This window comes from Streptomyces sp. SID5464 (genome assembly GCF_009862985.1).
GTDB lineage: Bacteria > Actinomycetota > Actinomycetes > Streptomycetales > Streptomycetaceae > Streptomyces > Streptomyces chartreusis_D.
Map to the genome: position 1 here is coordinate 7,842 of NZ_WWIQ01000001.1, position 23,415 is coordinate 31,256.

Sequence of the window (23,415 nt, forward strand, 5' to 3'; positions counted from 1 at the left end):
GACTCAGGTCACTAGGCGGAACCCGAAAATCCGCCGATGCTGCGCACATGACATCTAACCTGATGCCCCGTCAGCTGACAAGACGTCAGATCCTCGGCATGGCAGCCCTGCAAACCGCAGCCACCCTGGGATTCACCCGCATCGGACTCGACTCCGCCCGAGCGGCGCAGCCACACGCAGTCGACACCGCCCCCGCCATCGTCGTCGGCTCCGGCTACGGCGGCGCCGTAGCCGCCCTCCGCCTCGCCCAGGCCGGCATCCGCACCCTCGTCCTGGAAATGGGCCGCCTCTGGAACACCGCGGGCCCGGACGGCAACGTCTTCTGCTCCACCCGCACCCCGGACCAGCGCTCCATGTGGTTCCGCACCCGCACCGAGGCCCCCCTGGGCACCTTCCTGTGGCTGGACGTCGTCAACAGGGACATCAGCCGCTACCCGGGCGTCCTGGACCGCGTCCACTTCGCGCAGATGTCCGTGTACGTCGGCCGGGGCGTCGGCGGCGGCTCGCTGGTCAACGGGAGCATGGCGGTCACCCCGCCGAGGGCGTACTTCGCCGAGCAGTTCCCCACCGTCGACGCCGACGAGATGTACGGCACGTACTTCCCGCGCGCCCGCGCCGCCCTCGGCGTGAACACCGTCGACCCCGCCTGGTTCGAGTCGACGGACTGGTACCGCTTCACCCGCGTCTCCCGCAAGCACGCCGACAACGCCGGCCTGCGGACCACCTTCGTGCCGAGCGTCTACGACTTCGGCCACATGGCGCGCGAGGCGGCCGGCACCGCCCCGAAGTCCGCGCTCGCCGGCGAGGTCATCTACGGCAACAACCACGGCAAGCGCAGCCTCGACAAGACCTACCTCGCCGCCGCCCTCGGCACCGGCAAGGTCACCATCCACACCCTGGAGAAGGTGCGCGCGATCAGCAGGGCGCCGGACGGCACCTACGTCCTGACCGCCGACCGCATCGACGCCACCGGCCGGGTCGTCGAGACCAAGGAGTACGGCTGCACGTACCTCTTCCTCGGCGGCGGCAGCCTCGGCACCACCGAACTGCTGCTGCGCGCCCGGGAGACGGGCACCCTGCCCGATCTCGACCCCGGCGTCGGCACCGGCTGGGGCACCAACGGCAACGTGATGCTCGGCCGGGCCAACCACCTGTGGGACACGGTCGGAGCGAACCAGTCGACCATGCCGGTCATGGGCATCGACGACTGGGCCAACGCCGCCAACCGCGTGTTCGCCGAGATCGCCCCGCTGCCGACCGGGCTGGAGCACTGGGTGAGCCTCTATCTGGCGATCACGGGGAACCCGGAGCGGGCGTCCTTCTCGTACGACACCGGCTCGGGCGAGCTGCGCCTCGGGTGGACGGCCGCCCACAGCGCGGTCTCCGTGGCCATGGCCAGGAAGCTGTTCGACCGGATCAACGCGGCCAACTCGACGATCTACCGCTACGACCTCTTCGGATCGAGCAGCAAGGTCTTCGCCGACGACTTCACCTACCACCCGCTGGGCGGCTGCGTGCTGGGCCGGGCGACGGACGACTACGGGCGCGTGAAGGGGTACCCCCGGCTGTACGTCACGGACGGCTCGCTCGTGCCCGGGTCGCTCGGGGTGAACCCCTTCGTGACCATCACCGCGCTCGCCGAACGCACGATGGCGCGGGTCCTCGCCGAGGACACCGCGCCATAGCCGACCCCTGGGGTCACTTCGCGTAGATCGCCTCGACCTCGTGCGCGTAGTCCTTCGCCACCACGTTCCGCTTCAGCTTCAGCGAGGGGGTCAGGTGGCCCGACTCCTCCGTGAACTGGGAGGACAGAATGCGGAACTTCCGCACCGATTCCGCCTTCGACACCGCGGCGTTGCCGTCGTCGACCGCCGCCTGGATCGCGGCCAGCAGATCCGGGTCCTCGCACAGCGACGCCGCGGTGGAACCCGCCGGCTTGCCGTGGTCCGCGCACCAACGGCCCAGGAACTCCTCGTCGATGGTGATCAGCGCGCCGACGAACGGCCGCCCGTCGCCCACCACCATGCACTCCGCGACCAGCGCGTGCGCCCGGATGCGGTCCTCGATCACGGCCGGGGCGACGTTCTTGCCGCCCGCGGTGACGATGATCTCCTTCTTGCGGCCGGTGATCCGCAGGTAGCCGTCCTCGTCGAGGGTGCCGATGTCACCGGTGTGGAACCACCCGTCGGCCAGCGCCTCCGCGGTCGCGCCGGGGTTGTTCCAGTACTCCTTGAACAGGTGCTCGCCGTGCAGCAGCACCTCGCCGTCGTCGGCGATCCGGACCACCGAACCGGGCAGCGGCTGGCCGACCGTGCCGATCTTCTGCCGGTCCCAGGGGTTGAACGCGGTGGCCGCGCAGGACTCGGTCAGGCCGTAGCCCTCCAGGACCGTGAAGCCGATGCCGCGGAAGAAGTGGCCGAGGCGCTCGCCCAGCGGGGCACCGCCGGAGATGGCGTACTCGCCCCGGCCGCCGAGGACCGCGCGGAGCTTGCTGTAGACGAGCTTGTCGAACGTCCTGTGCTTGATCCTCAGGCCGAGGGAGGGGCCCGAGGGGGTGTCCAGCGCCTTGCTGTACGCGATCGCCGTGTCGGCGGCCTTGTCGAAGATCTTGCCCTTGCCGTCGGCCTGCGCCTTGGCGCGCGCCGAGTTGTAGACCTTCTCGAAGACCCGCGGCACGCCCAGGATCAGCGTCGGGCGGAACGCGGCCAGCTCGTCGGTGAGGTTCTTGATGTCCGGGACACAGCCCAGCTTGATCGGCGCCATCATCGGCGCGATCTGCACCAGCCGCCCGAAGACGTGCGCGAGCGGGAGGAACAGCAGCACCGAGCACTCACCGGTGCGGAACAGCGGACGCAGCCGCTCCACGATGTTGCCGCACTCCGCGAAGAAGCTGCGGTGGGTGAGCACGCAGCCCTTGGGGCGGCCGGTGGTGCCCGAGGTGTAGACGATGGTCGCCGGGTCGTCGGCCTTGGCGAACGAGCCGCGCTCCTCGACCGTCTCGTCGGTGACGTCCTGGCCGAGCCGGCCCAGCTCGTCGATGCCGCCGCCGTCGATCTGCCACACGTGCTTGAGCGCCGGAAGCCCGTCGCGCACCGACTCGATCGCGGCCGAGTGGGCGTCCGACTCCACGACACAGGCGGTCGCGCCGGAGTCGCCGAGGATCCACTGCACCTGCTCCGGCGAACTGGTCTCGTACACCGGCACGGTCACCGCGCCCGCGCTCCAGATCGCGAAGTCCAGCAGCGTCCACTCGTAACGGGTGCGGGACATCAGGCCCACCCGGTCGCCCGGCTGGACCCCGGCGGCGATCAGCCCCTTCGCGGCCGTGTGCACCTCGGCGAGGAAGGCGGTGGCCGTGACGTCCTGCCAGGCGCCGCCGACCTTGCGGGCGATGACGGCGACGTCCGGGTGCTGCGCGGCGTTTCTGCGGACGATGTCGGTCAGATTGCCGTCCGCAGGGACCTCGTACAAAGCCGGAAGGCTGAACTCGCGCAAGACTGCTGCTCCTCATAGGGCGCCGGCGCCACGACGTTGTGTGATGCGACGGTCCGGTCCAAGGCTCGGGCAGGTGCTCGGACATTCACTTGTTGAAATGCAGAGCACGACTGGACTGCCCGGACGTTACCCGCCGGTATGCGTCTCCGACAGGGGGTCCCGTCGAGATGTTCGCTGCGTCACACAGTTGGGTATTCCTTCGCGCACAGTAGTCCACCCACTAACTGACTGGCCAGTAACCGCAGGTAGGGCCGCCACTGTTCACAACCGCACCGCTCGACCTACCCTTGATCGCCATGGCACCCACACCAGCCGGAAAACACAGGACGCGCGTGCATGTGGTGAGCGACGTGCACGGCAACGCCCGTGACCTGGCCAGGGCCGGCGAGGGCGCCGACGCCCTGATCTGCCTGGGCGACCTCGTCCTCTTCCTCGACTACGCCGACCACTCGCGCGGCATCTTCCCCGACCTGTTCGGCGCCGAGAACGCCGACCGCATCGTCGCGCTGCGCACCGCCCGCCGCTTCCAGGAGGCGCGGGAGTTCGGGGCCCGGCTGTGGGCCGGCGTCGGCGAGGACCGCGCCTCGGTGATCGAGAAGGCGGTGCGCAAGCAGTACGCCGAGATGTTCGCGGCGTTCCCCACTCCTACGTACGCGACCTACGGCAATGTCGACATGCCGCCCCTGTGGCCGGAGTACGCCGGCCCCGGCACGACCGTCCTCGACGGCGAGCGCGTCGAGATCGGCGGCTGGGTCTTCGGCTTCGTCGGCGGCGGCCTGCGGACGCCGATGCGGACACCGTACGAGATCAGCGACGAGGAGTACGCGGCGAAGATCGAGGCGGTCGGCGAGGTCGACGTGCTGTGCACGCACATCCCGCCCGAAGTGCCCGAACTGGTCTACGACACCGTCGCGCGCCGCTTCGAGCGCGGCAGCCGGGCCCTGCTGGACGCCATCCGCCGCACCCGCCCCCGCTACTCCCTCTTCGGGCACGTCCACCAGCCGCTGGTGCGGCGGATGCGGATCGGGGCGACCGAGTGTGTGAACGTGGGGCACTTCGCGGGGACCGGTACGCCGTGGGCGCTGGAATGGTGAGGACGTCCCAGGTCGGGTGAGATCGGCGGGTCCCGTGCGCGGTAGCCTTCACGCTGCACGCGTTTGCGCACGACGACCTCATACCGGCCCGTATCTGGAGGAGCCACGGCGATGGCGGAACACACCAGCTCGAGCATCACCATCGAGGCGGCCCCGGCCGACGTCATGGCGGTCATCTCCGATTTCGCCCGCTACCCGGACTGGACGGGCGAGGTGAAGGAGGCCGAGGTGCTCAAGAGCGACGAGCAGGGCCGCGCCGAACAGGTCCGGCTCGTCATGGACGCCGGTGCGATCAAGGACGACCAGGTCCTCGCGTACACGTGGACCGGCGAGAACGAGGTCTCCTGGACCCTGGTCAAGTCCCAGATGCTCCGGTCCCTGGACGGCACATACCTGTTGAAGCCGGCGGGGGCGGGGGGCACCGAGGTCACGTACGCGCTGACCGTCGACGTCAAGATCCCCATGCTCGGCATGATCAAGCGCAAGGCGGAGAAGGTCATCATCGACCGGGCGCTGGCGGGTCTGAAGAAGCGAGTGGAAGCGGGCAAGTAGGGGTCGCGCCGTAGCGGCGCCCGCGCCGTGCCGGGCGCGGCCCGTCGTGGCTGGTCGCGCAGTTCCCCGCGCCCCGGAGGGCGTGTCGGTTACCGTTCACCCCCATGCGCACCATCCTGATCACCGGCCCCGGCGGCAGCGGCCGTACCACCCTCGCGGCCGCCACCGCCCTGGCCGCGGCGGCCGACGGCACGGACACCCTCGTGCTGTCCGCCGACCCCGTGGACACCCTCGGTGCCGCCCTGGGCGTGGCCACCGGCCCGACCCCGGTCGAAGCCGCCCCCCGGCTCACCGCCTGGCGTCCCGACCCCGCCCAGGACTTCCGCAAGGACCTCACCGCCCTCCAGGACCGCGCCTCCTCCGCCCTGGACCTCCTCGGCGCCTCCCGCCTCGACCCTGAGGAACTCACGCCCCTCCCCGGCGCCGGTGAACTCGCCCTCCTGCGCGCCCTGCGCGACGCCGCACTGTCGGAGTCGCACGACCTGCTCGTCGTCGACCTGCCCCCGGTGCCGCAGGCCCTCGCCCTCCTCGCCCTGCCCGAGGAGCTCCGCCGCTACCTGCGCCGCCTGCTCCCGCCCGAACGCCAGGCCGCCCGCGCCCTGCGCCCCGTGCTGGGCCGGCTCGCCGGCGTCCCCATGCCCGCCGAGTGGCTGTACGAGACGGCCGCCCGCTGGGACCTGGAGCTGGCCGCCGTCGAGGCGGTCGTCGCCGACCGCGACACCGTCGTACGACTGGTCGCCGAGCCCGGCCCGGCCGGTGCCGACGCCCTCCGCACCGCCGGCCTCGGCCTCGCCCTGCGCGGCCTGCGCACCGACGTCGTGGTCGCCAACCGCGTACTGCCCGAGGCGTCCCCGGACACCTGGCTGGCCGGTCCGGTCGCCCAGCAGCGCAAGACACTGGACGAGTGGCGGGAGGCGTACGACGTCCGGACCGTCGCCCACCTCGGACGCGACCCGGTCGGCGCCGACGACCTGGCCGCCCTCGCCGTGCCCGGCACCGACCCGGGCGCCCCCCTCCCCCCGGTCGAGTGGCGGGTGGCCGACCGGCTCGGCGAGGAGGGTGTGCTCGTCTGGCACATCCCGCTGCCCGGTGCCATACGCGAGGAGCTGGACCTCGTCCGGCGCGGCGACGAACTCGTCGTCACGGCGGGGCGGTTCCGCCGTATCGTTCCGCTGCCCTCCGCGCTGCGCCGCTGCACCGTCGACGGGGCCGCCCTGCGCGAGGGCGAACTGCGCATCCGCTTCGCCCCCGACCCGAAGCTGTGGCCGCAGACCCGTTGAGAGGGGGGTAACGTCGTAGGGACGAACCGTAGTCAGGAGTCCGTCATGAGCGAAGAGCTCCCCCCGTCCGACGCCGCCCGCGAAGAGGCCGCGGACGAGGTGCGGGACACCGACGCCGACGCCTGGGCGACCGCGTGCGCCGAGGACCTCGAGGCGGAGAAGGCCCGCCGCCGTGCCCGGTACGGCCCGCCCCCGGGCTCCGCGGCCGAGGAACTGAAGAAGCTCGTCGACGCCGTCGCGGACAAGCTGTCGGGGATCCAGTCCCCGTTGTTCGGCGCGGTCGCGGGGCCCGCCGCCGAGCAGGTCGTCCGCCAGGTCGTCCAGCAGGCCAAGGCAGCCGTGGAACCCGTCATCGAACGCAACCCGGACGTCTTCGACCACCTGGCCGCCGCCGGGAACGAACTGCTCGCCGCCTACCGCTCCGCCGTCGAGGCCCAGGAGCGGCGCTGGAGCGGCCGGGACGACCGGATCGACCCGCGTGACGTGGACGATCGTCATGACCGGGGCGACGACGCCGGTCCCGGGGAGCGCATCGACCTGGACTGAGCCCCCCAGCTCGGGACGAGCCGCGACCGGTGTGCCGCCGCCGGTCCTGCCCAGCGTGCGGACGACAGCGAACCGACGGCAGTGCCTCGGGTACCGTTGGCCGTAGCGGGGCTCGACCGAAACTGAGGGATTCATGGGACTCACCATCGGCGTCGACATCGGCGGCACGAAGATCGCGGCCGGCGTGGTCGATGAGGAAGGCAACATCCTCTCGACCCACAAGGTGCCGACCCCGGGCACGCCCGAGGGCATCGTGGACGCCATCGCCTCGGCGGTGGAAGGCGCACGCGTCGGACACGACATCGTCGGCGTGGGCATCGGCGCCGCCGGCTACGTCAACCGGCAGCGCTCCGAGGTGTACTTCGCGCCCAACATCCACTGGCGCAACGAGCCGCTCAAGGAGAAGGTCGAGGCCCGTGTGGGCCTCCCGGTGGTCGTCGAGAACGACGCGAACGCCGCGGCGTGGGGCGAGTACAAGTTCGGCGCGGGCAAGGGCCACCGCAACGTCATCTGCATCACGCTCGGCACCGGCCTCGGCGGCGGCATCATCATCGGCAACAAGCTGCGCCGCGGGCACTTCGGCGTGGCCGCCGAGTTCGGACACATCCGCATGGTGCCGGACGGCCTGCTGTGCGGCTGCGGCTCGCAGGGCTGCTGGGAGCAGTACGCGTCGGGCCGGGCGCTGGTGAGGTACGCCAAGCAGCGCGCCAACGCCACCCCCGAGAACGCGGAGGTCCTCCTCGGCCTCGGCAACGGCACGCCCGACGGCATCGAGGGCAAGCACATCTCCATGGCCGCCCGCCAGGGCGACCGTGTGGCGGTCGACTCCTACCGTGAGCTGGCCCGCTGGGTCGGCGCGGGCCTCGCCGACCTCGCCTCCCTCTTCGACCCGTCCGCCTTCATCGTCGGCGGCGGCCTCTCCGACGAGGGTGAACTGGTCCTGGGCCCGATCCGCAAGTCCTACAAGCGCTGGCTGGTCGGCGGCAACTGGCGCCCGGTCGCCGAGGTCCGCGCCGCGGAACTGGGCAACAAGGCCGGCCTGGTGGGCGCGGCCGACCTGGCGAGGGAACCCGACCCGATCATGTAGACGCCTTCGGGGCCGTGCCCCGAGGGGCGCGGGGGAACTGCGCGACAAGCCACGAACAACCGGTACGCGCGCGCAGTCCCCGCGCCCCGAGCTCTGGGGCGTAAATTGATCACATGCCGCTGCTCCCCAACTCCCGTACGGAACCCGACGGTTCCGCGGTCATCAGGGTCCTCAGCTACAACATCCGCTCCATGCGGGACGACACCGCCGCCCTGGCCCGTGTCATCAAGGCCTGCGAGCCCGACCTGGTGCTCGTCCAAGAAGCCCCCCGCTTCTTCCGCTGGCGCAAGAAACTCGCCCGCCTCGCCCTCGCCTCCGACCTGGTCGTCGTCACCGGGGGAGCCACCACCACGGGGCCGGCGATCCTCAGCTCGCTCCGGGCGAGCGTCGAACGCACGGAGGACGTCCTCCTGCCCCCCACGCCCGGACTGCACCGCCGTGGCTTCGCCACCGCCGTCGTCCGGTTCGCCGGCACCCGCCTCGGCGTCCTCAGCTGTCACCTGTCGCTCCAGAAGGACGAGCGCTACGACCAGGCCGGCCTGCTCCTGGACCGGCTCGCCGGGATGGGCGTGGAGCACGCGATCGCGGGCGGCGACCTGAACGAACGCCCTGACGGACCCGCCTTCCGCCGTCTCGCGGATGCCCTGCGGGACTGCCACGCGACCGCGCCGTGGGGCGGCGAGCACACCTGGACACCCACCGACCCCTACCAGCGCATCGACGCGATCTTCGCGACCGAGGGCATCGAGGTGCTGGGCTGCGGCGTGCCGGCCGGCCACCCCGGGGTGACCGACACAGACCTGAGGGCGGCCACCGACCACCTCCCGGTCCTGGCCGCCCTCAGGATTCCAGTCGCCTGAAATCCAGCCGTCTAGACGACCGCACCCCGCCCGGGGTCGTCGTCGTCCTCGTCGTCCGTCCGCATGCGCATCACCAGCGTCGCGAAGCCGCCGAGGAACCCGCCGATCCCCAGCGTGGCCAGCCACCAGGTCATCTCCCAGCCGAGCAGCACGGCGAGCATGAGCAGCACCGGCCCGCCCAGCACGCCGAGCCAGGCGAACTTCGCGGTGGGGTCGGCGGACGGCAGCGGGGGCGGCTCCGGCGGCACGAAATGCCCCTCGTCGTCCTCGTCGAAGTCGTCCTCGGCGGGCTCGGGCGCGGTGTAGTCGCGCGGTCCGACGCCGGGCGCGAAGGAGACGGAGCCACCCAGCGGCTTGTCCGGCTTGTCCGGCTTGTCTGCTGACGCCTTCGGCTCCGGCCCGTCCGGCTCGCCGGGCTTACCGGCCTCTGCGGGGGCCGGCCCGGTCCCCGCTGCCGTGTCCACCCTGTCGTCGTTGGTCGGAGACTCCAGCAGCGCCAGGTCCTCGACCGACTTGAACGGCTTGGCGCCCGGCGGGTCCGGCGGCTCCTCGCCGTACCCGGCGACGATCGCCGCCCAGGCGGCCTCCTCGTCGAACGGGACGCCCTTCTCGTCCGGCTCGCGGCCCTCGCGGTCGGAGTCGTGCTCAGCCACCTGCGGTCGTCCCTTCCTTGCCGAGACCGGGCTCCTTGCCGAGGCCGGACGCGAGCCGACCGATGAAAGCGGTGCTCTCCTCGAAGATCCGGTCCGCGTCATGGTCCAACGTGGCGACGTGGTAGCTCTGTTCCAGGAGGACCTCTTTCACGTCCGTCGACGAGATGCGGCTGAGGATACGGGCCGAGTCGGCGGGCGGCACCACATGGTCCTGCGGGCTGCGCAGCAGCAGCACCGGCTGGGTGACCTGCGGCAGCTCGCGGTCGGCGACCTGGAAGAACTGGCGCAGGGAGTGCGCGGCGTGCAGCGGCACCCGGTCGTAGCCCAGCTCCCTGCTGTCCGGCTTGGCGATGTCACTGGCGATGCCCTTCGTCGCGGGGACGAAGTGGCGGATCACCGGCAGGGCGTGCGCGGCCAGGCCGTGCACCTTGTTCGCCGGGTTGACGACCACCACACCGCTGACGGCGTCGCCGTGCCGCGCGGCGAGCCGCAGGGCCAGGGCGCCGCCCATGGACAGCCCGGCCACGAACACCTGCTCGCGGCGCTCGCACAGGAGGCGCAGCTCGCGCTCCACCTCCGCGTACCAGTCCTGCCAGCCGGTGATCCGCAGGTCCTCCCAGCGCGTGCCGTGCCCGGGCAGCAGCGGCAGCGAGACGGTCATGCCGCGTGCGGCGAGATGCTCCGCCCAGGGGCGCAGCGACTGCGGTGAACCGGTGAAGCCGTGGCAGAGGAGCACGGCGATCTCCCCGCCCTCGTGGCGAAACGGCTCGGCTCCGGCAAGGACCGGCACCTTCGGCCTCCTGGTCGTGAGAAGGGACTGGCACGATCACGGATTGTCACGGAACGTCATGACGGGGATCGCACGGCGTTCGCGGGACCTTCACCGTACGCGACGGCACTGACACCGACCAGGGCCGTCGGCGCCTTTGACAGCGCGCCGGGTTAAGGTCTGATCGACACATACAGGAGGCACTCGGTTGTTGTACGGCGCGATGAAGGTCGCTGTTGGGGGACCGCTGAAGGTCGCCTTCAGGCCCTGGGTGGAAGGCCTGGAGAACGTTCCCGCAGAGGGCCCCGCGATCCTGGCGAGCAACCACCTGTCCTTCTCGGACTCGTTCTTCCTGCCCGCGGTCCTGGACCGCAAGGTCACGTTCATCGCGAAGGCCGAGTACTTCACCACGCCCGGGGTGAAGGGCCGGCTGACGGCCGCCTTCTTCAAGGGCGTGGGCCAACTGCCCGTCGACCGCTCCGGTGCGCGCGGCGCGGGTGAGGCCGCCATCAAGAGCGGCATAGAGGTGCTGGAGCGCGGCGAGCTGTTCGGCATCTACCCGGAGGGGACCCGCTCGCCCGACGGGCGGCTCTACCGCGGCAAGCCGGGTGGCCTCGCGCGCGTGGCGCTCGCCACCGGCGCGCCGGTCATCCCCGTCGCCATGATCGACACGGAGAAGATCCAGCCGCCCGGAAAGGTCATGCCGAAGCTGATGCGCCCCGGCATCCGGATCGGCAAGCCCCTGGACTTCAGCCGCTACCAGGGCATGGAGCACGACCGGTTCGTGCTGCGCGCGGTGACCGACGAGGTCATGTACGAGATCATGAAGCTCTCCGGCCAGGAGTACGTCGACATGTACGCGACGGCCATGAAGCGGCAGCTCGCGGAGGCGGCGAAGGCGGAGAAGGAAGCCGGGAAGGCGGCGAGGGCCGCGCTCGCACGGGCGGAGAAGGAACAGGCGGACAAGGAAAAGTCGGAGCGGGAAGAGCCGGAGAACAGGCGGACGGAGCCCTAGTCGGGGGTCCGCTTCGGGGGTGGGGGAGATGGCCGAGCGCGAGCGAGTCATGAGGATGTCGGTCGAGCAGCCGCTGTGGCGCGCGCTGACCGCCTACCGGGTGCTCACGATGCTGTACGCGGTCGGCCTCTTCGCCACCGCCTACGAGGAGTTCGTCCGGCCCTGGGTCGCCGTCGCCTACTACGCCGTGCTGGCCGTGTGGACCCTGGCCACCCTGCCCCGGGTCGCGAACGCCGCCCGCTGCACCAAGCGGTTCCTCGCCGCCGACCTCACCGTCGCCCTCACCGGCATCCTGCTCACACCCGTCGCCGACGCGCACGAGCGGGTCCAGGCGGGCGGCCCGACCCTGCCGTCGATATGGACCGCCGGCGCCGTCCTCGCCTTCGCGGTCAAGGGCGGCTGGCGCTGGGCGGCCCTCGCCTCCAGCCTGGTGGCCGCCGCCAACCTGGTGGAGCGCGGCAGCCCGGCCCGCGACACCGTCCACAATGTCATCCTGGTCTGCATCGCCTCCATCGCCATCGGCTACGTCGTGGAGGTCGCCCGTGCCTCCGAGCGCACCCTCGCCCGCGCCCTGGAGATCGAGGCCGCGACACGCGAGCGGGAGCGTCTCGCCCGGGACATCCACGACAGCGTGCTCCAGGTGCTGGCGATGGTGCAGCGGCGCGGCGCAGTGATCGGCGGCGAGGCGGCCGAGCTGGGCCGGATGGCCGGTGAGCAGGAGGTCGCGCTGCGCACCCTGGTCTCCGGCGGACTCGTGCCCGTCTCCCGGGTCTCGGAGGACGCCGCCGATGGAGCCGTCGTCCGGGCCGTCGACGAACAGCCGGAGGGGAGCGGCCCCGTCGACCTGCGCGCCCTGCTCGCGCCGTACGCCGGCGCCAGGGTCAGCCTCGCCGAGCCCGGCGCGCCCGTGCCGCTGGTGCCGGTCGCGGCACGGGAGGTGGCCGCCGCCGTCGGGGCGGCCCTGGACAACGTCCGCAAGCACGCCGGGGAACAGGCGCGCGCGTGGATCCTCGTCGAGGACGAGCCGGACGAGGTGATCGTCACCGTGCGGGACGACGGACCCGGCATCCCGGAAGGGCGGCTCGCCCAGGCCGAGGGCGAGGGGCGGCTCGGTGTCGCCCTGTCGATCCGCGGCCGGCTGCGCGACCTGGGCGGCAGCGCGGAGCTGATCTCGGTGCCGGGCCAGGGCACGGAGGTCGAGCTGAAGGTACCGAAGGACGTGACGACCGTACGGGGGAAGGCGGAGCAGCGATGACGGAGACCACCGCGGACCAGCGGGAGCCGATCAAGGTCATGGTGGTCGACGACCACCCCATGTGGCGCGACGCGGTCGCCCGTGACCTGGCCGAGTCGGGCTTCGAGGTGGTCGCCACCGCGGGCGACGGCGAGCAGGCCGTGCGCCGCGCCAGGGCCGCCGCTCCCGAGGTCCTCGTGCTCGACCTGAACCTGCCCGGCAAGCCCGGCGTCCAGGTCTGCAAGGAGGTCGTCGCCGCGAACCCCGCGCTGCGCGTCCTGGTGCTGTCCGCGAGCGGCGAGCACGCCGACGTCCTGGAGGCGGTGAAGTCCGGCGCGACCGGCTACCTGCTGAAGTCGGCCTCCACCGAGGAACTCCGGGACGCGGTCCGCCGTACGGCCGTCGGTGACCCCGTCTTCACCCCCGGCCTCGCCGGACTGGTCCTCGGCGAGTACCGCCGCCTGGCCTCCGAACCCGCCCCCGCGCAGGACACCGACGAACCGAAGGCGCCCCGGCTCACCGAGCGCGAGACCGAGGTGCTGCGCCTGGTCGCCAAGGGCCTGAGCTACAAGCAGATCGCCGAACGCCTGGTCATCTCCCACCGCACGGTGCAGAACCACGTCCAGAACACCCTCGGCAAGCTCCAGTTGCACAACCGCGTGGAGCTGGTCAGGTACGCGATAGAGCGCGGCCTCGACGACGAGTGAGGCGCACGTCACACTGACCCTTCGTCAGGCACCTGCGGCGAAGGGACTGTTCCATGCGCGTCGGAGTACTGACCGGAGGCGGCGACTGCCCCGGGCTCAACGCCGTCATCCGGGCCATCGTCCGCAAGGGCGTGCAGGAGTACGGCTACGACTTCACCGGCTTCCGGGACGGCTGGCGAGGCCCCCTGGAGAACGACACCGTCCGGCTCGACATCCCCGCCGTGCGCGGCATCCTGCCCCGCGGCGGCACCATTCTCGGCTCCTCGCGGACCAATCCGCTGAAGGTGGAGAACGGCATCCGCCGCATCAAGGAGAACCTCGCCGAGCTGGAGGTCCAGGCGCTCATCGCCATCGGCGGCGAGGACACCCTGGGCGTGGCCGCCCGGCTGTCCGACGAGCACGGCGTGCCCTGCGTGGGCGTGCCGAAGACCATAGACAACGACCTGTCCGCCACGGACTACACCTTCGGCTTCGACACCGCGGTCGGCATCGCGACCGAGGCCATCGACCGGCTGCACACCACCGCCGAGTCCCACATGCGGGTCCTGGTCTGCGAGGTGATGGGCCGGCACGCCGGCTGGATCGCCCTCCACTCGGGCCTGGCCGGCGGCGCGAACGTCATCCTCATCCCCGAGCAGCGCTTCGACGTCGAGCAGGTGTGCGCCTGGGTGACGTCCCGCTTCCGGGCGTCCTACGCGCCGATCGTCGTCGTCGCCGAGGGGGCGATGCCCAAGGACGGCGACATGGTCCTCAAGGACCAGTCGCTGGACTCCTTCGGGCACGTCCGGCTGTCCGGTGTCGGGGAGTGGCTCGCCAAGGAGATCGAGAAGCGCACGGGCAAGGAGGCCCGCACGACGGTGCTGGGCCATGTCCAGCGCGGCGGTACCCCCAGCGCCTTCGACCGCTGGCTCGCCACCCGTTTCGGACTGCACGCCATCGACTGCGTCCGCGACGGCGACTTCGGCACGATGGTCGCCCTGCGCGGCACGGACATCGTCCGCGTCCCCATCGCGGACGCGACGGCCCGCCTGAAGACGGTGGACCCGACGCTGTACGAGGAGGTCGGGGTGTTCTTCGGCTGACCGCCCGGTGCCGGTGCCGGTCGGGGCCGCGCGGCCCCGACCGGACCCGTCCTACGCCGAGGGCGTGCTCGTGCCCCGCAGCTGCCGCACCAGCTCCCGTACGACGGTCGCGCCGTTCAGCGTCAGCACCGACTCGGGGTGGAACTGGACGCCCGCGAACCCGGGCCCGCGCAGCGCGTGCACCTCACCGTTCGCGGCACGGCTGACCTCCACGCCGTGCGCGGCCAGCTCCTGACGGGCCCCCTCGTCGCAGCACGCCACGAAGCTGTTGTAGAAACCGACCGTCTCCGGCCGCCCGAACAGGTCGATCGTCGTCTGCGCCCCCTGGTAGGGCACTTCCTTCCGTACGATCTCCAGCCCCAGCTCGGCCGCGATCAGCTCGTGTCCGAGGCAGACGCCGAGCACGCCCTGCCGTTCTCCCCGGATCACTTCGGCGGTCAGGGAGCGCAGGAACCGCATCTTCGGATCCGCCAGGTCGGACGGATCACCCGGCCCGGGCCCCAGCACCACCGGCCCCTCGTGCCCCAGCACCGCTTCCCGCAGTCCGGGCTCGTCGTAGCGACGCACGCTCACCTCCAGGCCGCTGGAGCGCAGCACGTGCGCGAGCATCGCCGTGAAGGTGTCCTCGCCGTCGACGACCAGGGCGTGCCCCGCCAGTTCCCCGGACCGCTCCTGCATCCGCAGCCAGAAGGGCGCGAGCGAGGCCCGGCGGCCGTCCAGCGCCGCCCGGACCCGGGGGTCGTCGGCCAACTGCGGCCGTGCGGCCTCCGCGCGCGGCCGTCCCGGCCGTACGCCCAAGGCCGCCAGCACACCCGCCGCCTTCGCGTGCGTCTCCGCGACCTCGCCCGCCGGGTCGGATCCCCGCACGAGCGTGGCGCCCACCGGCACCCGCAGCCGCCCGTCGGCGTCGATGTCGGCGGTGCGGATGAGGATGGGGGAGTCGAGGGTCTGCGTCCCGCCCGCGTCCCGGCCGAGCAGCGCCAGCGCGCCGGCGTAGTACCCGCGCCCGCCGACCTCGTGCCGCTCGATGACCCGGCAGGCGTTCTGCACCGGCGAGCCCGTGACGGTCGCCGCGAACATGGTCTCCTTCAGGACCTCCCGCACGTCCAGCGAGGACTTCCCGCGCAGTTCGTACTCGGTGTGCGCGAGGTGCGCCATCTCCTTCAGACGGGGCCCGACGACGACCCCGCCCATGTCGCCGACGGTGCACATCATCTTGAGCTCCTCGTCGACGACCATCGACAGTTCCTCGATCTCCTTGCCGTCGGCGAGGAAGCCGAGCAGGTGCTCGGGCGTGGGCCCCTCGGCGGGATAGCGGTACGTCCCGCTGATCGGGTTCATGACGACCGTGCCGCCGGACATCCGCACGTGCACCTCCGGGCTCGCCCCGACCAGGGTCCGGTCCCCGGTGTGCACGACGAACGTCCAGTACGCGCCCCGCTCGCCCTCCAGCAGCCGCCGGAACAGCGCCAGCGCGTCGGCCCGGCCGAACCCGGGGATCTCACCCTCGTACGTCCGCCGGATGACGAAGTTCGCGCCCTCGCCCCGCCCGATCTCCTCCCGCAGCACGCGCCCGACGATCTCCGCGTACTCCTCGTCACCGACGTCGAAGCCACCGCCCTCGACCCGTACGTGGTGCGCCGGGAGCTGCTCCAGGGCGTCGGCGAGCGGGACGACGGAGGACTCCGCGGGTGTCAGCACCGACAGCGGCGTGCCGTCGTCGCGGACGTCGAAGCCGCGCTCGCGGATCTGCCGGAAGGGGACGAGCGCCAGGCCCTCGTCGGGCAGGTCGGCGAGGCGGTCGTACGTGGTGACCGGGCCGACGAGGACCTCGATCACGTCGTGGTCGTGGCCCGGGGCGCGGCGGCGGAGCAGCGCGAAGGGGCGGGGCTCGTGCAGCAGCTGTGTCAGGTCCATGGTTCCTCCGTGGCTGTCGATCGACGGCGATCGATGTCGGTGAGGAACGGACCCCGGAAACGCCGAAGGCCGCCCCTCGGGCGGCCTTCGCGAAGTGAAGTCGTACGCGCAGTCAGCGGGCCGCCGGATGAGCGGTCCACCACCAGGTCTGGATCGAGTGCGCGAACATGGCAGGCACACTACCCCATGTCCGAGTCGTGTACCCCGTGTCTCAATTGCTGGGCATGGGTCAGGACGCCCGACACGACCCCGTAATGTTGAGGCCGTGACCGTGAACGCTAAGACCAGCGCGAGTGCTGGCAACACCTGGCGAGACCTGCCCGCGGCGCAGCAGCCCGAGTACCCCGACACCGAGGCTCTGCGCGCAGTCGTTGCGGACCTCGAGTCGTATCCGCCGCTCGTCTTCGCGGGCGAGTGCGACCAGCTGCGCGCCCGGATGGCGGCCGTCGCCAAGGGAGAGGCGTTCCTCCTCCAGGGCGGCGACTGCGCCGAGGCCTTCGACGCGGTGTCCGCGGACCACATCCGCAACAAGCTCAAGACGCTGCTCCAGATGGGCGCGGTGCTGACGTACGCCGCGTCCGTGCCGGTCGTGAAGGTCGGCCGCATCGCCGGCCAGTACTCCAAGCCGCGCTCCAAGCCGACCGAGACCCGCGACGGCGTGACCCTGCCGACGTACCGGGGCGACTCCGTCAACGGTTTCGAGTTCACCGAAGAGGCCCGCGTCCCGGACCCCGAGCGGCTGAAGCGGATGTACCACGCCTCGGCCTCCACGCTGAACCTCGTGCGCGCCTTCACCACCGGCGGCTACGCCGACCTGCGCCAGGTGCACGCCTGGAACCAGGACTTCGTGAAGTCGTCCCCGTCGGGGCAGCGCTACGAGCAGCTCGCCCGCGAGATCGACAACGCGCTGAACTTCATGCACGCCTGCGGGGCCGACCCGGAGGAGTTCAAGACGGTCGAGTTCTACTCCTCGCACGAGGCGCTGCTGCTCGACTACGAGTCCGCCCTGACCCGGGTCGACTCGCGCACCGGACAGCTCTACGACGTCTCCGCGCACATGGTGTGGATCGGTGAGCGCACCCGGCAGCTGGACCACGCGCACATCGAGTTCGCCTCCAGGATCCGCAACCCGATCGGCATCAAGCTGGGTCCGACGACCACGGCCGAGGACGCGCAGCAGTACATCGAGCGCCTCGACCCGGAGCGGGAGCCGGGCCGGCTGACCTTCATCGTCCGCATGGGTGCCGACAAGGTCCGCGACAAGCTCCCCGAGCTGGTCGAGAAGGTCACCGCCTCGGGCGCCACCGTCGCCTGGGTGACCGACCCGATGCACGGCAACACCTTCGAGGCGGCCTCCGGGCACAAGACCCGCCGCTTCGACGACGTGCTCGACGAGGTCAAGGGCTTCTTCGAGGTCCACAAGGCGCTCGGCACCCACCCGGGCGGCATCCACGTGGAGCTGACCGGCGACGACGTCACCGAGTGCGTGGGCGGCGGCGACGAGATCTTCGTCGACGATCTGCACCAGCGCTACGAGACGGCCTGCGACCCGCGGCTCAACCGCAGCCAGTCGCTGGATTTGGCGTTCCTCGTGGCCGAGATGTACAGGGACCAGTAGCGGGATCGCCTGTCACCCGACACGACTGGGGCGCGGATCACATACGATCCGCGCCCCTCTCCACTTTTGTGCCTCCCACCCGGCGGGTAAGGTTAGGTTAGCCTCACCGATCAACGGGGACGGCGCCTTGGAACGACCTGTCGGGAGGTGGACCGCGTGTACGTGTGCAGTTGCTTCGGGATCACCGAGCAGCAGGTCAAGCAGCACGCGGACGGCGGCGCCTGCACCCCTCGGCAGATAGCCTCCGCCTGCAAGGCGGGCACGGACTGCGGGTCGTGCGTACGCCGCATCCAGGCGCTCCTCGGCAGGGGGTCGTGCCCTCGCCGCGAGCTGGCGGACCGGGGCGAGCCGGTGCTCGCGGAACTGGAAGACGCCGCCTAGGCCCGCCTAGCTCGGCTGCTCGATCTGCTGCGCGATGTACAGCGCCTCGCCGATCTTGTCGATGAGCTCCAGCTGCGTGTCCAGGTAGTCGATGTGGTGCTCCTCGTCCTCGAGGATCGACTCGAAGAGGTTCGCGGACGTGATGTCGCCCTTGGTGCGCATCACCTCGATACCGCGCTTGAGGCGGTCGATGGCCTCGACCTCGACCTGCCGGTCGGCCTGGAACATCTCGGTGACCGTCTGGCCGACCCGTACGTGGAAGAGCCGCTGGTAGTTGGGCAGGCCGTCCAGCATCAGGATGCGTTCGGTGATCTTGTCCGCGTGCTTCATCTCGTCGATGGATTCTTCACGCGTGTACTTGGCGAGCTTGGTCCAGCCTTTGTTGTCCTGGATCCGGTAGTGCAGCCAGTACTGGTTGATCGCGGTCAGCTCGCCGGTCAACTGCTCGTTCAGGAATTCGAGGACCTCGGGGTCGCCCTGCATCGCAGAGGCTCCTTCCACGCGGGGGAACTGGCAGGTTGCGCCGCATGATTCCACCGGCGACGAAGATCGTCCAGTAAGTCTTCACTTAGTAAGTAAGGGCATGCTTAGTTCTAATTGCCCCGTTTTGGGATTGCCCCGGTCAGGGGCATCACCGGGGGTCTGTCAGGATGGAGTCATGGGTCAGCCGGTGGGACACGAGTCGGGAGAAGGGCGCGATCCGGCAGGAGCGACGCAGCCCGGGCTTCCGCCGGGACAGCGGGTCCAGCGCGGCTGGCCGGTCACGCACTACGGGCCCGTCCCCAAGTTCCGGCCCGAGCGCTGGGAGTTCAGGGTCTTCGGCGCCACGGCGGACGGCGGCAAGCACTGCTGGACCCACGAGGAGTTCACGGCCCTGCCGTACACCACCGTCGTGGCCGATCTGCACTGCGTCACGAAGTTCAGCATGCTCGGCGCCGAGTGGGGCGGTATCCCCGCGCGCACGATCCTCGACATCGCGCCGCCCGCGGACGACGTCACCCATGTGATGGTGTGGGCCGAGTACGGATTCAGCTCCAACCTCCGGCTGTCCGACTTCGCCTCCGAACACGTCCTGTTCGCCACCCACAAGGACGGCGAACTGCTCACCGCCGAGCACGGCTTCCCGCTGCGCCTGATCGTGCCCCACCTGTACGCCTGGAAGGGCCCCAAGTGGGTGCGCGGCGTGGAGTACATGACCGCCGACCGGCGGGGCTTCTGGGAGGAGCGGGGCTACCACAACATCGGCGATCCATGGCAGGAGCAGCGCTACTCGTACCAGGAGGAGCCCGGGGACGGCCCCGACCTCTGAGGCCCGGGGCTCCGACGCCTCCGGGGTCTGTCTGGGCCTTCAGCAGTCGCGCAGCTTCTTCAGCCGCTCCACGTCCGCCGCGTGCCCCTCCTTGCCGCCCGGCGTCTCGATGATCAGCGGCACGCCCGCGGTCGCGGGGTGCGTCATCAGGGCCCGGAACGGGTCCTCGCCGATGTGGCCCACGCCGATGTTCTCGTGCCGGTCCTTGTGCGCCCCCACCACGTCCTTGGAGTCGTTGGCGTGGATCAGCTTCAGCCGGCCCTCGCCGACCGTGTCCACCAGCAGGTCCAGCGTCTGGTGCATGCCGCTGGGGCCGGTCAGGTCGTGCCCGGCGGCGAAGATGTGGCAGGTGTCCAGGCACACGCCGAGCATCGGATGGGCGTCCAGCGCCTCGAAGTACGGGCCGAAGTCCCACGTCCGCGAGCACAGGGAGGCGCCCTGGCCGGCGGTCGACTCCAGCAGCAGATACGGGTCGTCGTCGTGGGTCAGCTCGTCGAGCAGCGGCAGCAGATGCTCCCGGACCTGCTTCAGCGCCACCGACCGCTCCCGGCCGCCGGTCGCACTGCCGGTGTGCACGACCACGCCCAGCGCCCCGATCTCCCGCCCGCGGCGCAGCGAGTGCCGCAACGACTCCACCGACCGCTCCACGGTCGCCTCGGTGTGCGAGCCGAAGTTGATCAGGTAGGGGGCGTGCACGTACGCCGGGATGGACTCGGCCTCGCACGCGGCGCGGAACGCCTCGTCCTGCTTCGGATTGCCGGCCGGAGTGGCCCAGCCGCGCGGGTTGGCGACGAAGACCTGGACGGTCTCGGCCTTCAGGTCACGGGCGTAGGTCAGGCCGACGGAGTGGAGCCCACCGGCCACCGGGACGTGGCCGCCCACGGGGTTGCGGGGGCGGCCGGACAGCTGATTGTTCACCCGTTCAGGGTGTCATGCGTCCGGCCCTGCCCCGTCCACGGGCTCCCTGCCCGCATCCGTCACCTGATCTTGATGGTGATCGTCGAGCCCTTGGGCGCGGTCTCCCCGCCCTTCACGGACTGGTCCTTCACCGTGTCGCCGAACAGGCCGAGCAGTCCGCGGTCCTCGTCGACCTGGAATCCGGCGCTCTTCAGCTCCCGGGTGGCGTCGTCGACGCTGTCGCCGACCACGTCCGGGACCTCGATCATCTCGGGGCCCTTGGACACCGTCAGCGTGATCGTGTCGCCCTCGGCCGCCCGGCCGCCGGGGTTCGGGCTCTGCTCGGCGACCTGGCCCTTGTCGAACTCGGAGGAGGTGACCCGCTCGGCGGCGACCTTCACCTTGAGACCGGCGCCCGTCAGCTCGGCCCTGGCGTCGGCCAGGTCGTCACCGGTGACGTCGGGGATGTCGATGGGGCTGCCCTTGCTGACGACGAGCGCGACCGCCGTGCCCGCGCGCACCTTGGTGCCGTCCGCCGGCCGTGCGGAGATCACCGAGCCCTTGGGCACGTCCTCGCTGAACTCCCGGGTGACCATGCCCGGCTCCAGCCCGTCCTCCTTCAGCAGGGACCGCGCCTTCTCCAGCCGCTGACCCTCCAGGGCGGGCACCCGTACGTTCTGCGGGCCGTCGGAGATGGTGAGGGACACCGAGTCGTTGCCGCGGATGCGTGTCCCGGCCTTCGGGTCGCTGCTGATGACCGTGCCGCGCTCCACGGTGTCGCTGTAGGCGTGCTCCACCTTGCCGAGTTCCAGCCCGGCGTCCTGCAGCCGGTCCTCGGCCTGCGCCTGGGTCTTCGCCAGCAGCGGGGGGACCTCGGTGAACTGGCCCGAGTTGATGTACCAGATGCCGGCGCCGAGTCCGAGCACCAGCAGGACGGCGGCGACGATCGCCATCGGGCCGCGCCGGGGCCCCGAGCGGCGCCGGGACGGCGGGGGCGGCGGGGACGCGAAGCGGCTCGTGCGGTTCAGCGCGGCCGCGGACCCCTCCTCGTCCTCGTTGACGGGCAGCGGGCGCGGCGTGGCGAGCGCCCGGGGGATCACGCTCGTACGGTCGTCGGCGTTGTCGTGGTCCGCCGCGAGCGCCTGCGGCGGCACGGCGTCCAGCTGCTCCACGGTCAGCCGGCCGCGCCCGTCACGGACCTGCGCGAGCAGCGCCACCGCGTCGTGCGGGCGGATGTCCGGGGTGCGGGCGGTCGCCGAGGCCACCATCTCGTCCAGCTCGTACGCCAGACCGGGCACGGCGGCCGAGGGCGGCGGGACGTCCTCGTGCAGATGCTTGTAGAGGATCACGGCCGGGGAGTCCCCGTCGTGCGGCTTGTCGCCGGTGAGCATCTCGTACAGCATCACGCCGCACGCGTACACGTCGACGCGGGGGTCGGCGGTGCCGTTCTCTATCTGCTCGGGGGCGAGGTACGAGACCGTGCCGAGCACGGTGCCGGTGGTGTTCGTCACCGTGTCGACGGCCCGCACCAGCCCGAAGTCGGCGACCTTGACCCGGCCGTCGTCCCCTATCAGGACGTTCTCGGGCTTCATGTCCCGGTGCACGAACCCGGCGCGGTGCGCGGCGCCCAGCGCGGCCAGCACCGGCTCCAGGATGTCCAGGGCGGCACGCGGCTGCAGTGCCCCGCGCTCGCGCAGCACGTCCCGCAGGGTGCAGCCCGCGACGTACTCCATGGCGAGGTAGACGTAACTGCCGTCGGTGCCCTGGTCGAAGACCTGCACCACGTTCGGGTGGGCCAGCCGGGCCACCGACTTCGCCTCGCGGATGAAGCGCTCGACGAACGAGCCGTCGACCGCGAGCGAGGGGTGCATCACCTTGAGCGCGAGGACCCGGTCGAGCCGGGTGTCCACGGCCCGGTAGACCGTGGCCATCCCGCCGACGGCGATCCGCGCGTCAATGCGATACCGGCCGTCGAGCACCTGCCCGACCAAGGGGTCCTGAAGGGTCGTGTCCACGCAGGCGAGTGTACGAGCCATGACTGACAGCTCCGTCGCCCCGCCTGCTTTCGGAGCGTGACTGAAGCGGACCTGTGACGTGCGTCCCACGCCCGCTGCCTCCGCTCACTGGAAAGCGGGCCGCTCCGGATCCAGCACGGCCACGCCGTCCATCGGAGACGACGCCTCCGCGAAATGCCGCCGAGGGATGCGTCCCGCCCGGTAGGCCAACCGCCCCGCCTCCACGGCATGCCGCATCGCGTCGGCCATCAGCACCGGCTCCTGCGCCCGCGTCACCGCCGAGGCGAGCATCACACCCGCACACCCCAGCTCCATCGCCAGCGCGGCGTCCGACGCCGTACCGGCCCCCGCGTCCAGGATCACCGGCACGCGCGCGTGCTCGACGATCAGCTGGAAGTTGTGCGGATTGCGAATGCCCAGTCCGGAGCCGATCGGCGAGCCGAGCGGCATGATCGCCGCGCAGCCGACGTCCTCCAGCTTCCGCGCCAGCACGGGATCGTCGTTGGTGTACGGCAGCACCGTGAACCCGTCGTCGACCAGCGTCTCGGCCGCCTCCAGCAGCTCGATCGGATCCGGCAGCAGCGTGCGCTCGTCTGCGATGACCTCCAGCTTGACCAGGTCGGTGCCGAGGGCCTCGCGCGCGAGACGGGCCGTGAGGACGGCCTCACCGGCCGTGAAGCAGCCCGCCGTGTTGGGCAGGACGCGGATGCCCAGCTTGTCCAGGACGGACAGCACCGAGCCGTGCACCGAGGCGTTCACCCGGCGCATCGCGACCGTCGTCAGCTCCGTCCCGGACGCGACCAGCGACCGCTCCAGCACGTCGAGGCTGGGCGCCCCGCCCGTGCCCATGATCAGGCGGGACGTGAAGGACGTACCACCGAGGACAAACGGATCGTCGGCCATG

General features: G+C 71.3%; 22 protein-coding genes. 14 read left to right on the forward strand and 8 right to left on the reverse strand.

Annotation, left to right across the window (positions count from 1 at the left end; translation table 11 throughout):
• The first annotated feature begins 98 nt into the window (after positions 1 to 98).
• A complete protein-coding gene (locus GTY47_RS00040) occupies positions 99 to 1,685 on the forward strand; it encodes a GMC oxidoreductase (protein ID WP_010039258.1) in 1,587 nt (528 codons plus the stop codon).
• A 13-nt stretch (positions 1,686 to 1,698) separates the two neighbouring features.
• Here the strand turns inward: GTY47_RS00040 and GTY47_RS00045 are convergent, their stop codons facing one another.
• Complete coding sequence (locus GTY47_RS00045) at positions 1,699 to 3,495, reverse strand: AMP-dependent synthetase/ligase (protein WP_010039260.1); 1,797 nt, start codon at positions 3,493 to 3,495, stop codon at positions 1,699 to 1,701.
• Between the two features lie 296 nt (positions 3,496 to 3,791).
• On the opposite strand from GTY47_RS00045, the gene GTY47_RS00050 reads away from it, so the two are divergent.
• The 6 genes from GTY47_RS00050 (at position 3,792) to GTY47_RS00075 (ending at position 8,914) form a co-directional block, all read left to right on the forward strand.
• On the forward strand, positions 3,792 to 4,589 hold the full coding sequence (locus GTY47_RS00050) for a metallophosphoesterase (RefSeq protein WP_078602816.1): 798 nt from the start codon (positions 3,792 to 3,794) through the stop codon (positions 4,587 to 4,589).
• 111 nt (positions 4,590 to 4,700) lie between these two features.
• Positions 4,701 to 5,141, forward strand: a complete 441-nt coding sequence (locus GTY47_RS00055; RefSeq protein ID WP_010039262.1) for an SRPBCC family protein — start codon at positions 4,701 to 4,703, stop codon at positions 5,139 to 5,141.
• A 104-nt stretch (positions 5,142 to 5,245) separates the two neighbouring features.
• Positions 5,246 to 6,421: an ArsA-related P-loop ATPase gene (locus GTY47_RS00060; protein WP_010039263.1), complete on the forward strand. Its 1,176-nt coding sequence runs from the start codon at positions 5,246 to 5,248 to the stop codon at positions 6,419 to 6,421.
• Positions 6,422 to 6,466: 45 nt separating this feature from the next.
• Positions 6,467 to 6,967, forward strand: a complete 501-nt coding sequence (locus GTY47_RS00065; protein WP_010039264.1) for a DUF5304 domain-containing protein — start codon at positions 6,467 to 6,469, stop codon at positions 6,965 to 6,967.
• 133 nt (positions 6,968 to 7,100) lie between these two features.
• The gene (locus GTY47_RS00070; protein WP_010039265.1) at positions 7,101 to 8,054 is read left to right on the forward strand and encodes an ROK family glucokinase; all 954 of its coding nucleotides are present in this window, start codon (positions 7,101 to 7,103) and stop codon (positions 8,052 to 8,054) included.
• A gap of 113 nt (positions 8,055 to 8,167) precedes the next feature.
• Positions 8,168 to 8,914 carry an endonuclease/exonuclease/phosphatase family protein gene (locus GTY47_RS00075; protein WP_010039267.1) on the forward strand — a complete coding sequence of 249 codons (747 nt, stop codon included), beginning with the start codon at positions 8,168 to 8,170 and terminating at the stop codon, positions 8,912 to 8,914.
• 11 nt (positions 8,915 to 8,925) lie between these two features.
• On the opposite strand, the gene GTY47_RS00080 is transcribed toward GTY47_RS00075, so the two are convergent.
• Complete coding sequence (locus tag GTY47_RS00080; protein WP_010039269.1) at positions 8,926 to 9,567, reverse strand: membrane protein; 642 nt, start codon at positions 9,565 to 9,567, stop codon at positions 8,926 to 8,928.
• Positions 9,560 to 10,357 carry an alpha/beta fold hydrolase gene (locus tag GTY47_RS00085; RefSeq protein ID WP_010039270.1) on the reverse strand — a complete coding sequence of 266 codons (798 nt, stop codon included), beginning with the start codon at positions 10,355 to 10,357 and terminating at the stop codon, positions 9,560 to 9,562. Before GTY47_RS00085 ends, GTY47_RS00080 begins: the two co-directional genes overlap by 8 nt.
• A gap of 202 nt (positions 10,358 to 10,559) precedes the next feature.
• Between GTY47_RS00085 and GTY47_RS00090 the strand changes: the two genes are divergently transcribed.
• Genes GTY47_RS00090 through GTY47_RS00105 form a run of 4 tightly spaced genes read left to right on the forward strand, consistent with a single transcriptional unit; the run spans position 10,560 to position 14,374 of the window.
• The gene (locus tag GTY47_RS00090) at positions 10,560 to 11,351 is read left to right on the forward strand and encodes a lysophospholipid acyltransferase family protein (RefSeq protein WP_010039272.1); all 792 of its coding nucleotides are present in this window, start codon (positions 10,560 to 10,562) and stop codon (positions 11,349 to 11,351) included.
• 28 nt (positions 11,352 to 11,379) lie between these two features.
• Complete coding sequence (locus tag GTY47_RS00095; protein WP_010039274.1) at positions 11,380 to 12,606, forward strand: DUF5931 domain-containing protein; 1,227 nt, start codon at positions 11,380 to 11,382, stop codon at positions 12,604 to 12,606.
• The gene (locus tag GTY47_RS00100) at positions 12,603 to 13,292 is read left to right on the forward strand and encodes a response regulator transcription factor (protein WP_010039275.1); all 690 of its coding nucleotides are present in this window, start codon (positions 12,603 to 12,605) and stop codon (positions 13,290 to 13,292) included. The genes GTY47_RS00095 and GTY47_RS00100 overlap by 4 nt, the downstream gene beginning before the upstream one ends.
• Positions 13,293 to 13,345: 53 nt before the next feature.
• The gene (locus GTY47_RS00105; RefSeq protein WP_010039278.1) at positions 13,346 to 14,374 is read left to right on the forward strand and encodes a 6-phosphofructokinase; all 1,029 of its coding nucleotides are present in this window, start codon (positions 13,346 to 13,348) and stop codon (positions 14,372 to 14,374) included.
• Positions 14,375 to 14,425: 51 nt separating this feature from the next.
• Here GTY47_RS00105 and GTY47_RS00110 read toward each other — a convergent pair whose 3' ends face one another.
• A complete protein-coding gene (locus GTY47_RS00110) occupies positions 14,426 to 16,291 on the reverse strand; it encodes a phenazine-specific anthranilate synthase component I (RefSeq protein WP_010039280.1) in 1,866 nt (621 codons plus the stop codon).
• 265 nt (positions 16,292 to 16,556) lie between these two features.
• Here GTY47_RS00110 and GTY47_RS00120 point away from each other — a divergent pair, with 265 nt between their 5' ends.
• The gene (locus tag GTY47_RS00120; RefSeq protein ID WP_010039284.1) at positions 16,557 to 17,909 is read left to right on the forward strand and encodes a 3-deoxy-7-phosphoheptulonate synthase class II; all 1,353 of its coding nucleotides are present in this window, start codon (positions 16,557 to 16,559) and stop codon (positions 17,907 to 17,909) included.
• Positions 17,910 to 18,065: 156 nt separating this feature from the next.
• The gene (locus GTY47_RS00125) at positions 18,066 to 18,290 is read left to right on the forward strand and encodes a (2Fe-2S)-binding protein (protein WP_173937306.1); all 225 of its coding nucleotides are present in this window, start codon (positions 18,066 to 18,068) and stop codon (positions 18,288 to 18,290) included.
• A gap of 6 nt (positions 18,291 to 18,296) precedes the next feature.
• Here the strand turns inward: GTY47_RS00125 and bfr are convergent, their stop codons facing one another.
• Positions 18,297 to 18,773: a bacterioferritin gene (bfr, locus tag GTY47_RS00130; RefSeq protein WP_010039288.1), complete on the reverse strand. Its 477-nt coding sequence runs from the start codon at positions 18,771 to 18,773 to the stop codon at positions 18,297 to 18,299.
• Positions 18,774 to 18,948: 175 nt separating this feature from the next.
• On the opposite strand from bfr, the gene GTY47_RS00135 reads away from it, so the two are divergent.
• Entirely contained in the window at positions 18,949 to 19,599 is a 651-nt protein-coding gene (locus GTY47_RS00135) for a sulfite oxidase-like oxidoreductase (RefSeq protein ID WP_010039290.1), read from the forward strand.
• A gap of 39 nt (positions 19,600 to 19,638) precedes the next feature.
• Here GTY47_RS00135 and GTY47_RS00140 read toward each other — a convergent pair whose 3' ends face one another.
• The 3 genes from GTY47_RS00140 to GTY47_RS00150 all read right to left on the reverse strand — a co-directional run bounded on the left by GTY47_RS00140 (position 19,639) and on the right by GTY47_RS00150 (position 23,414).
• Entirely contained in the window at positions 19,639 to 20,517 is an 879-nt protein-coding gene (locus GTY47_RS00140) for a deoxyribonuclease IV (RefSeq protein ID WP_010039295.1), read from the reverse strand.
• Between the two features lie 59 nt (positions 20,518 to 20,576).
• Positions 20,577 to 22,511 carry a Stk1 family PASTA domain-containing Ser/Thr kinase gene (gene pknB, locus GTY47_RS00145; protein WP_010039297.1) on the reverse strand — a complete coding sequence of 645 codons (1,935 nt, stop codon included), beginning with the start codon at positions 22,509 to 22,511 and terminating at the stop codon, positions 20,577 to 20,579.
• 105 nt (positions 22,512 to 22,616) lie between these two features.
• A complete protein-coding gene (locus tag GTY47_RS00150; protein WP_010039299.1) occupies positions 22,617 to 23,414 on the reverse strand; it encodes a thiazole synthase in 798 nt (265 codons plus the stop codon).
• Between the last annotated feature and the right edge of the window lies 1 nt (position 23,415).

Coding starts and splice junctions, on each gene's coding strand:
- GTY47_RS00060 (WP_010039263.1), top strand. CDS start 5,246: ATGCGCACCATCCTGATCACCGGCCCCGGCGGCAGCGGCCGTACCACC.
- GTY47_RS00050 (WP_078602816.1), top strand. CDS start 3,792: ATGGCACCCACACCAGCCGGAAAACACAGGACGCGCGTGCATGTGGTG.
- GTY47_RS00070 (WP_010039265.1), top strand. CDS start 7,101: ATGGGACTCACCATCGGCGTCGACATCGGCGGCACGAAGATCGCGGCC.
- GTY47_RS00055 (WP_010039262.1), top strand. CDS start 4,701: ATGGCGGAACACACCAGCTCGAGCATCACCATCGAGGCGGCCCCGGCC.
- GTY47_RS00100 (WP_010039275.1), top strand. CDS start 12,603: ATGACGGAGACCACCGCGGACCAGCGGGAGCCGATCAAGGTCATGGTG.
- GTY47_RS00105 (WP_010039278.1), top strand. CDS start 13,346: ATGCGCGTCGGAGTACTGACCGGAGGCGGCGACTGCCCCGGGCTCAAC.
- GTY47_RS00065 (WP_010039264.1), top strand. CDS start 6,467: ATGAGCGAAGAGCTCCCCCCGTCCGACGCCGCCCGCGAAGAGGCCGCG.
- bfr (WP_010039288.1), bottom strand. CDS start 18,773: ATGCAGGGCGACCCCGAGGTCCTCGAATTCCTGAACGAGCAGTTGACC.
- GTY47_RS00135 (WP_010039290.1), top strand. CDS start 18,949: ATGGGTCAGCCGGTGGGACACGAGTCGGGAGAAGGGCGCGATCCGGCA.
- GTY47_RS00075 (WP_010039267.1), top strand. CDS start 8,168: ATGCCGCTGCTCCCCAACTCCCGTACGGAACCCGACGGTTCCGCGGTC.
- GTY47_RS00095 (WP_010039274.1), top strand. CDS start 11,380: ATGGCCGAGCGCGAGCGAGTCATGAGGATGTCGGTCGAGCAGCCGCTG.
- GTY47_RS00150 (WP_010039299.1), bottom strand. CDS start 23,414: ATGGCCGACGATCCGTTTGTCCTCGGTGGTACGTCCTTCACGTCCCGC.
- GTY47_RS00090 (WP_010039272.1), top strand. CDS start 10,560: ATGAAGGTCGCTGTTGGGGGACCGCTGAAGGTCGCCTTCAGGCCCTGG.
- GTY47_RS00110 (WP_010039280.1), bottom strand. CDS start 16,291: ATGGACCTGACACAGCTGCTGCACGAGCCCCGCCCCTTCGCGCTGCTC.
- GTY47_RS00040 (WP_010039258.1), top strand. CDS start 99: ATGGCAGCCCTGCAAACCGCAGCCACCCTGGGATTCACCCGCATCGGA.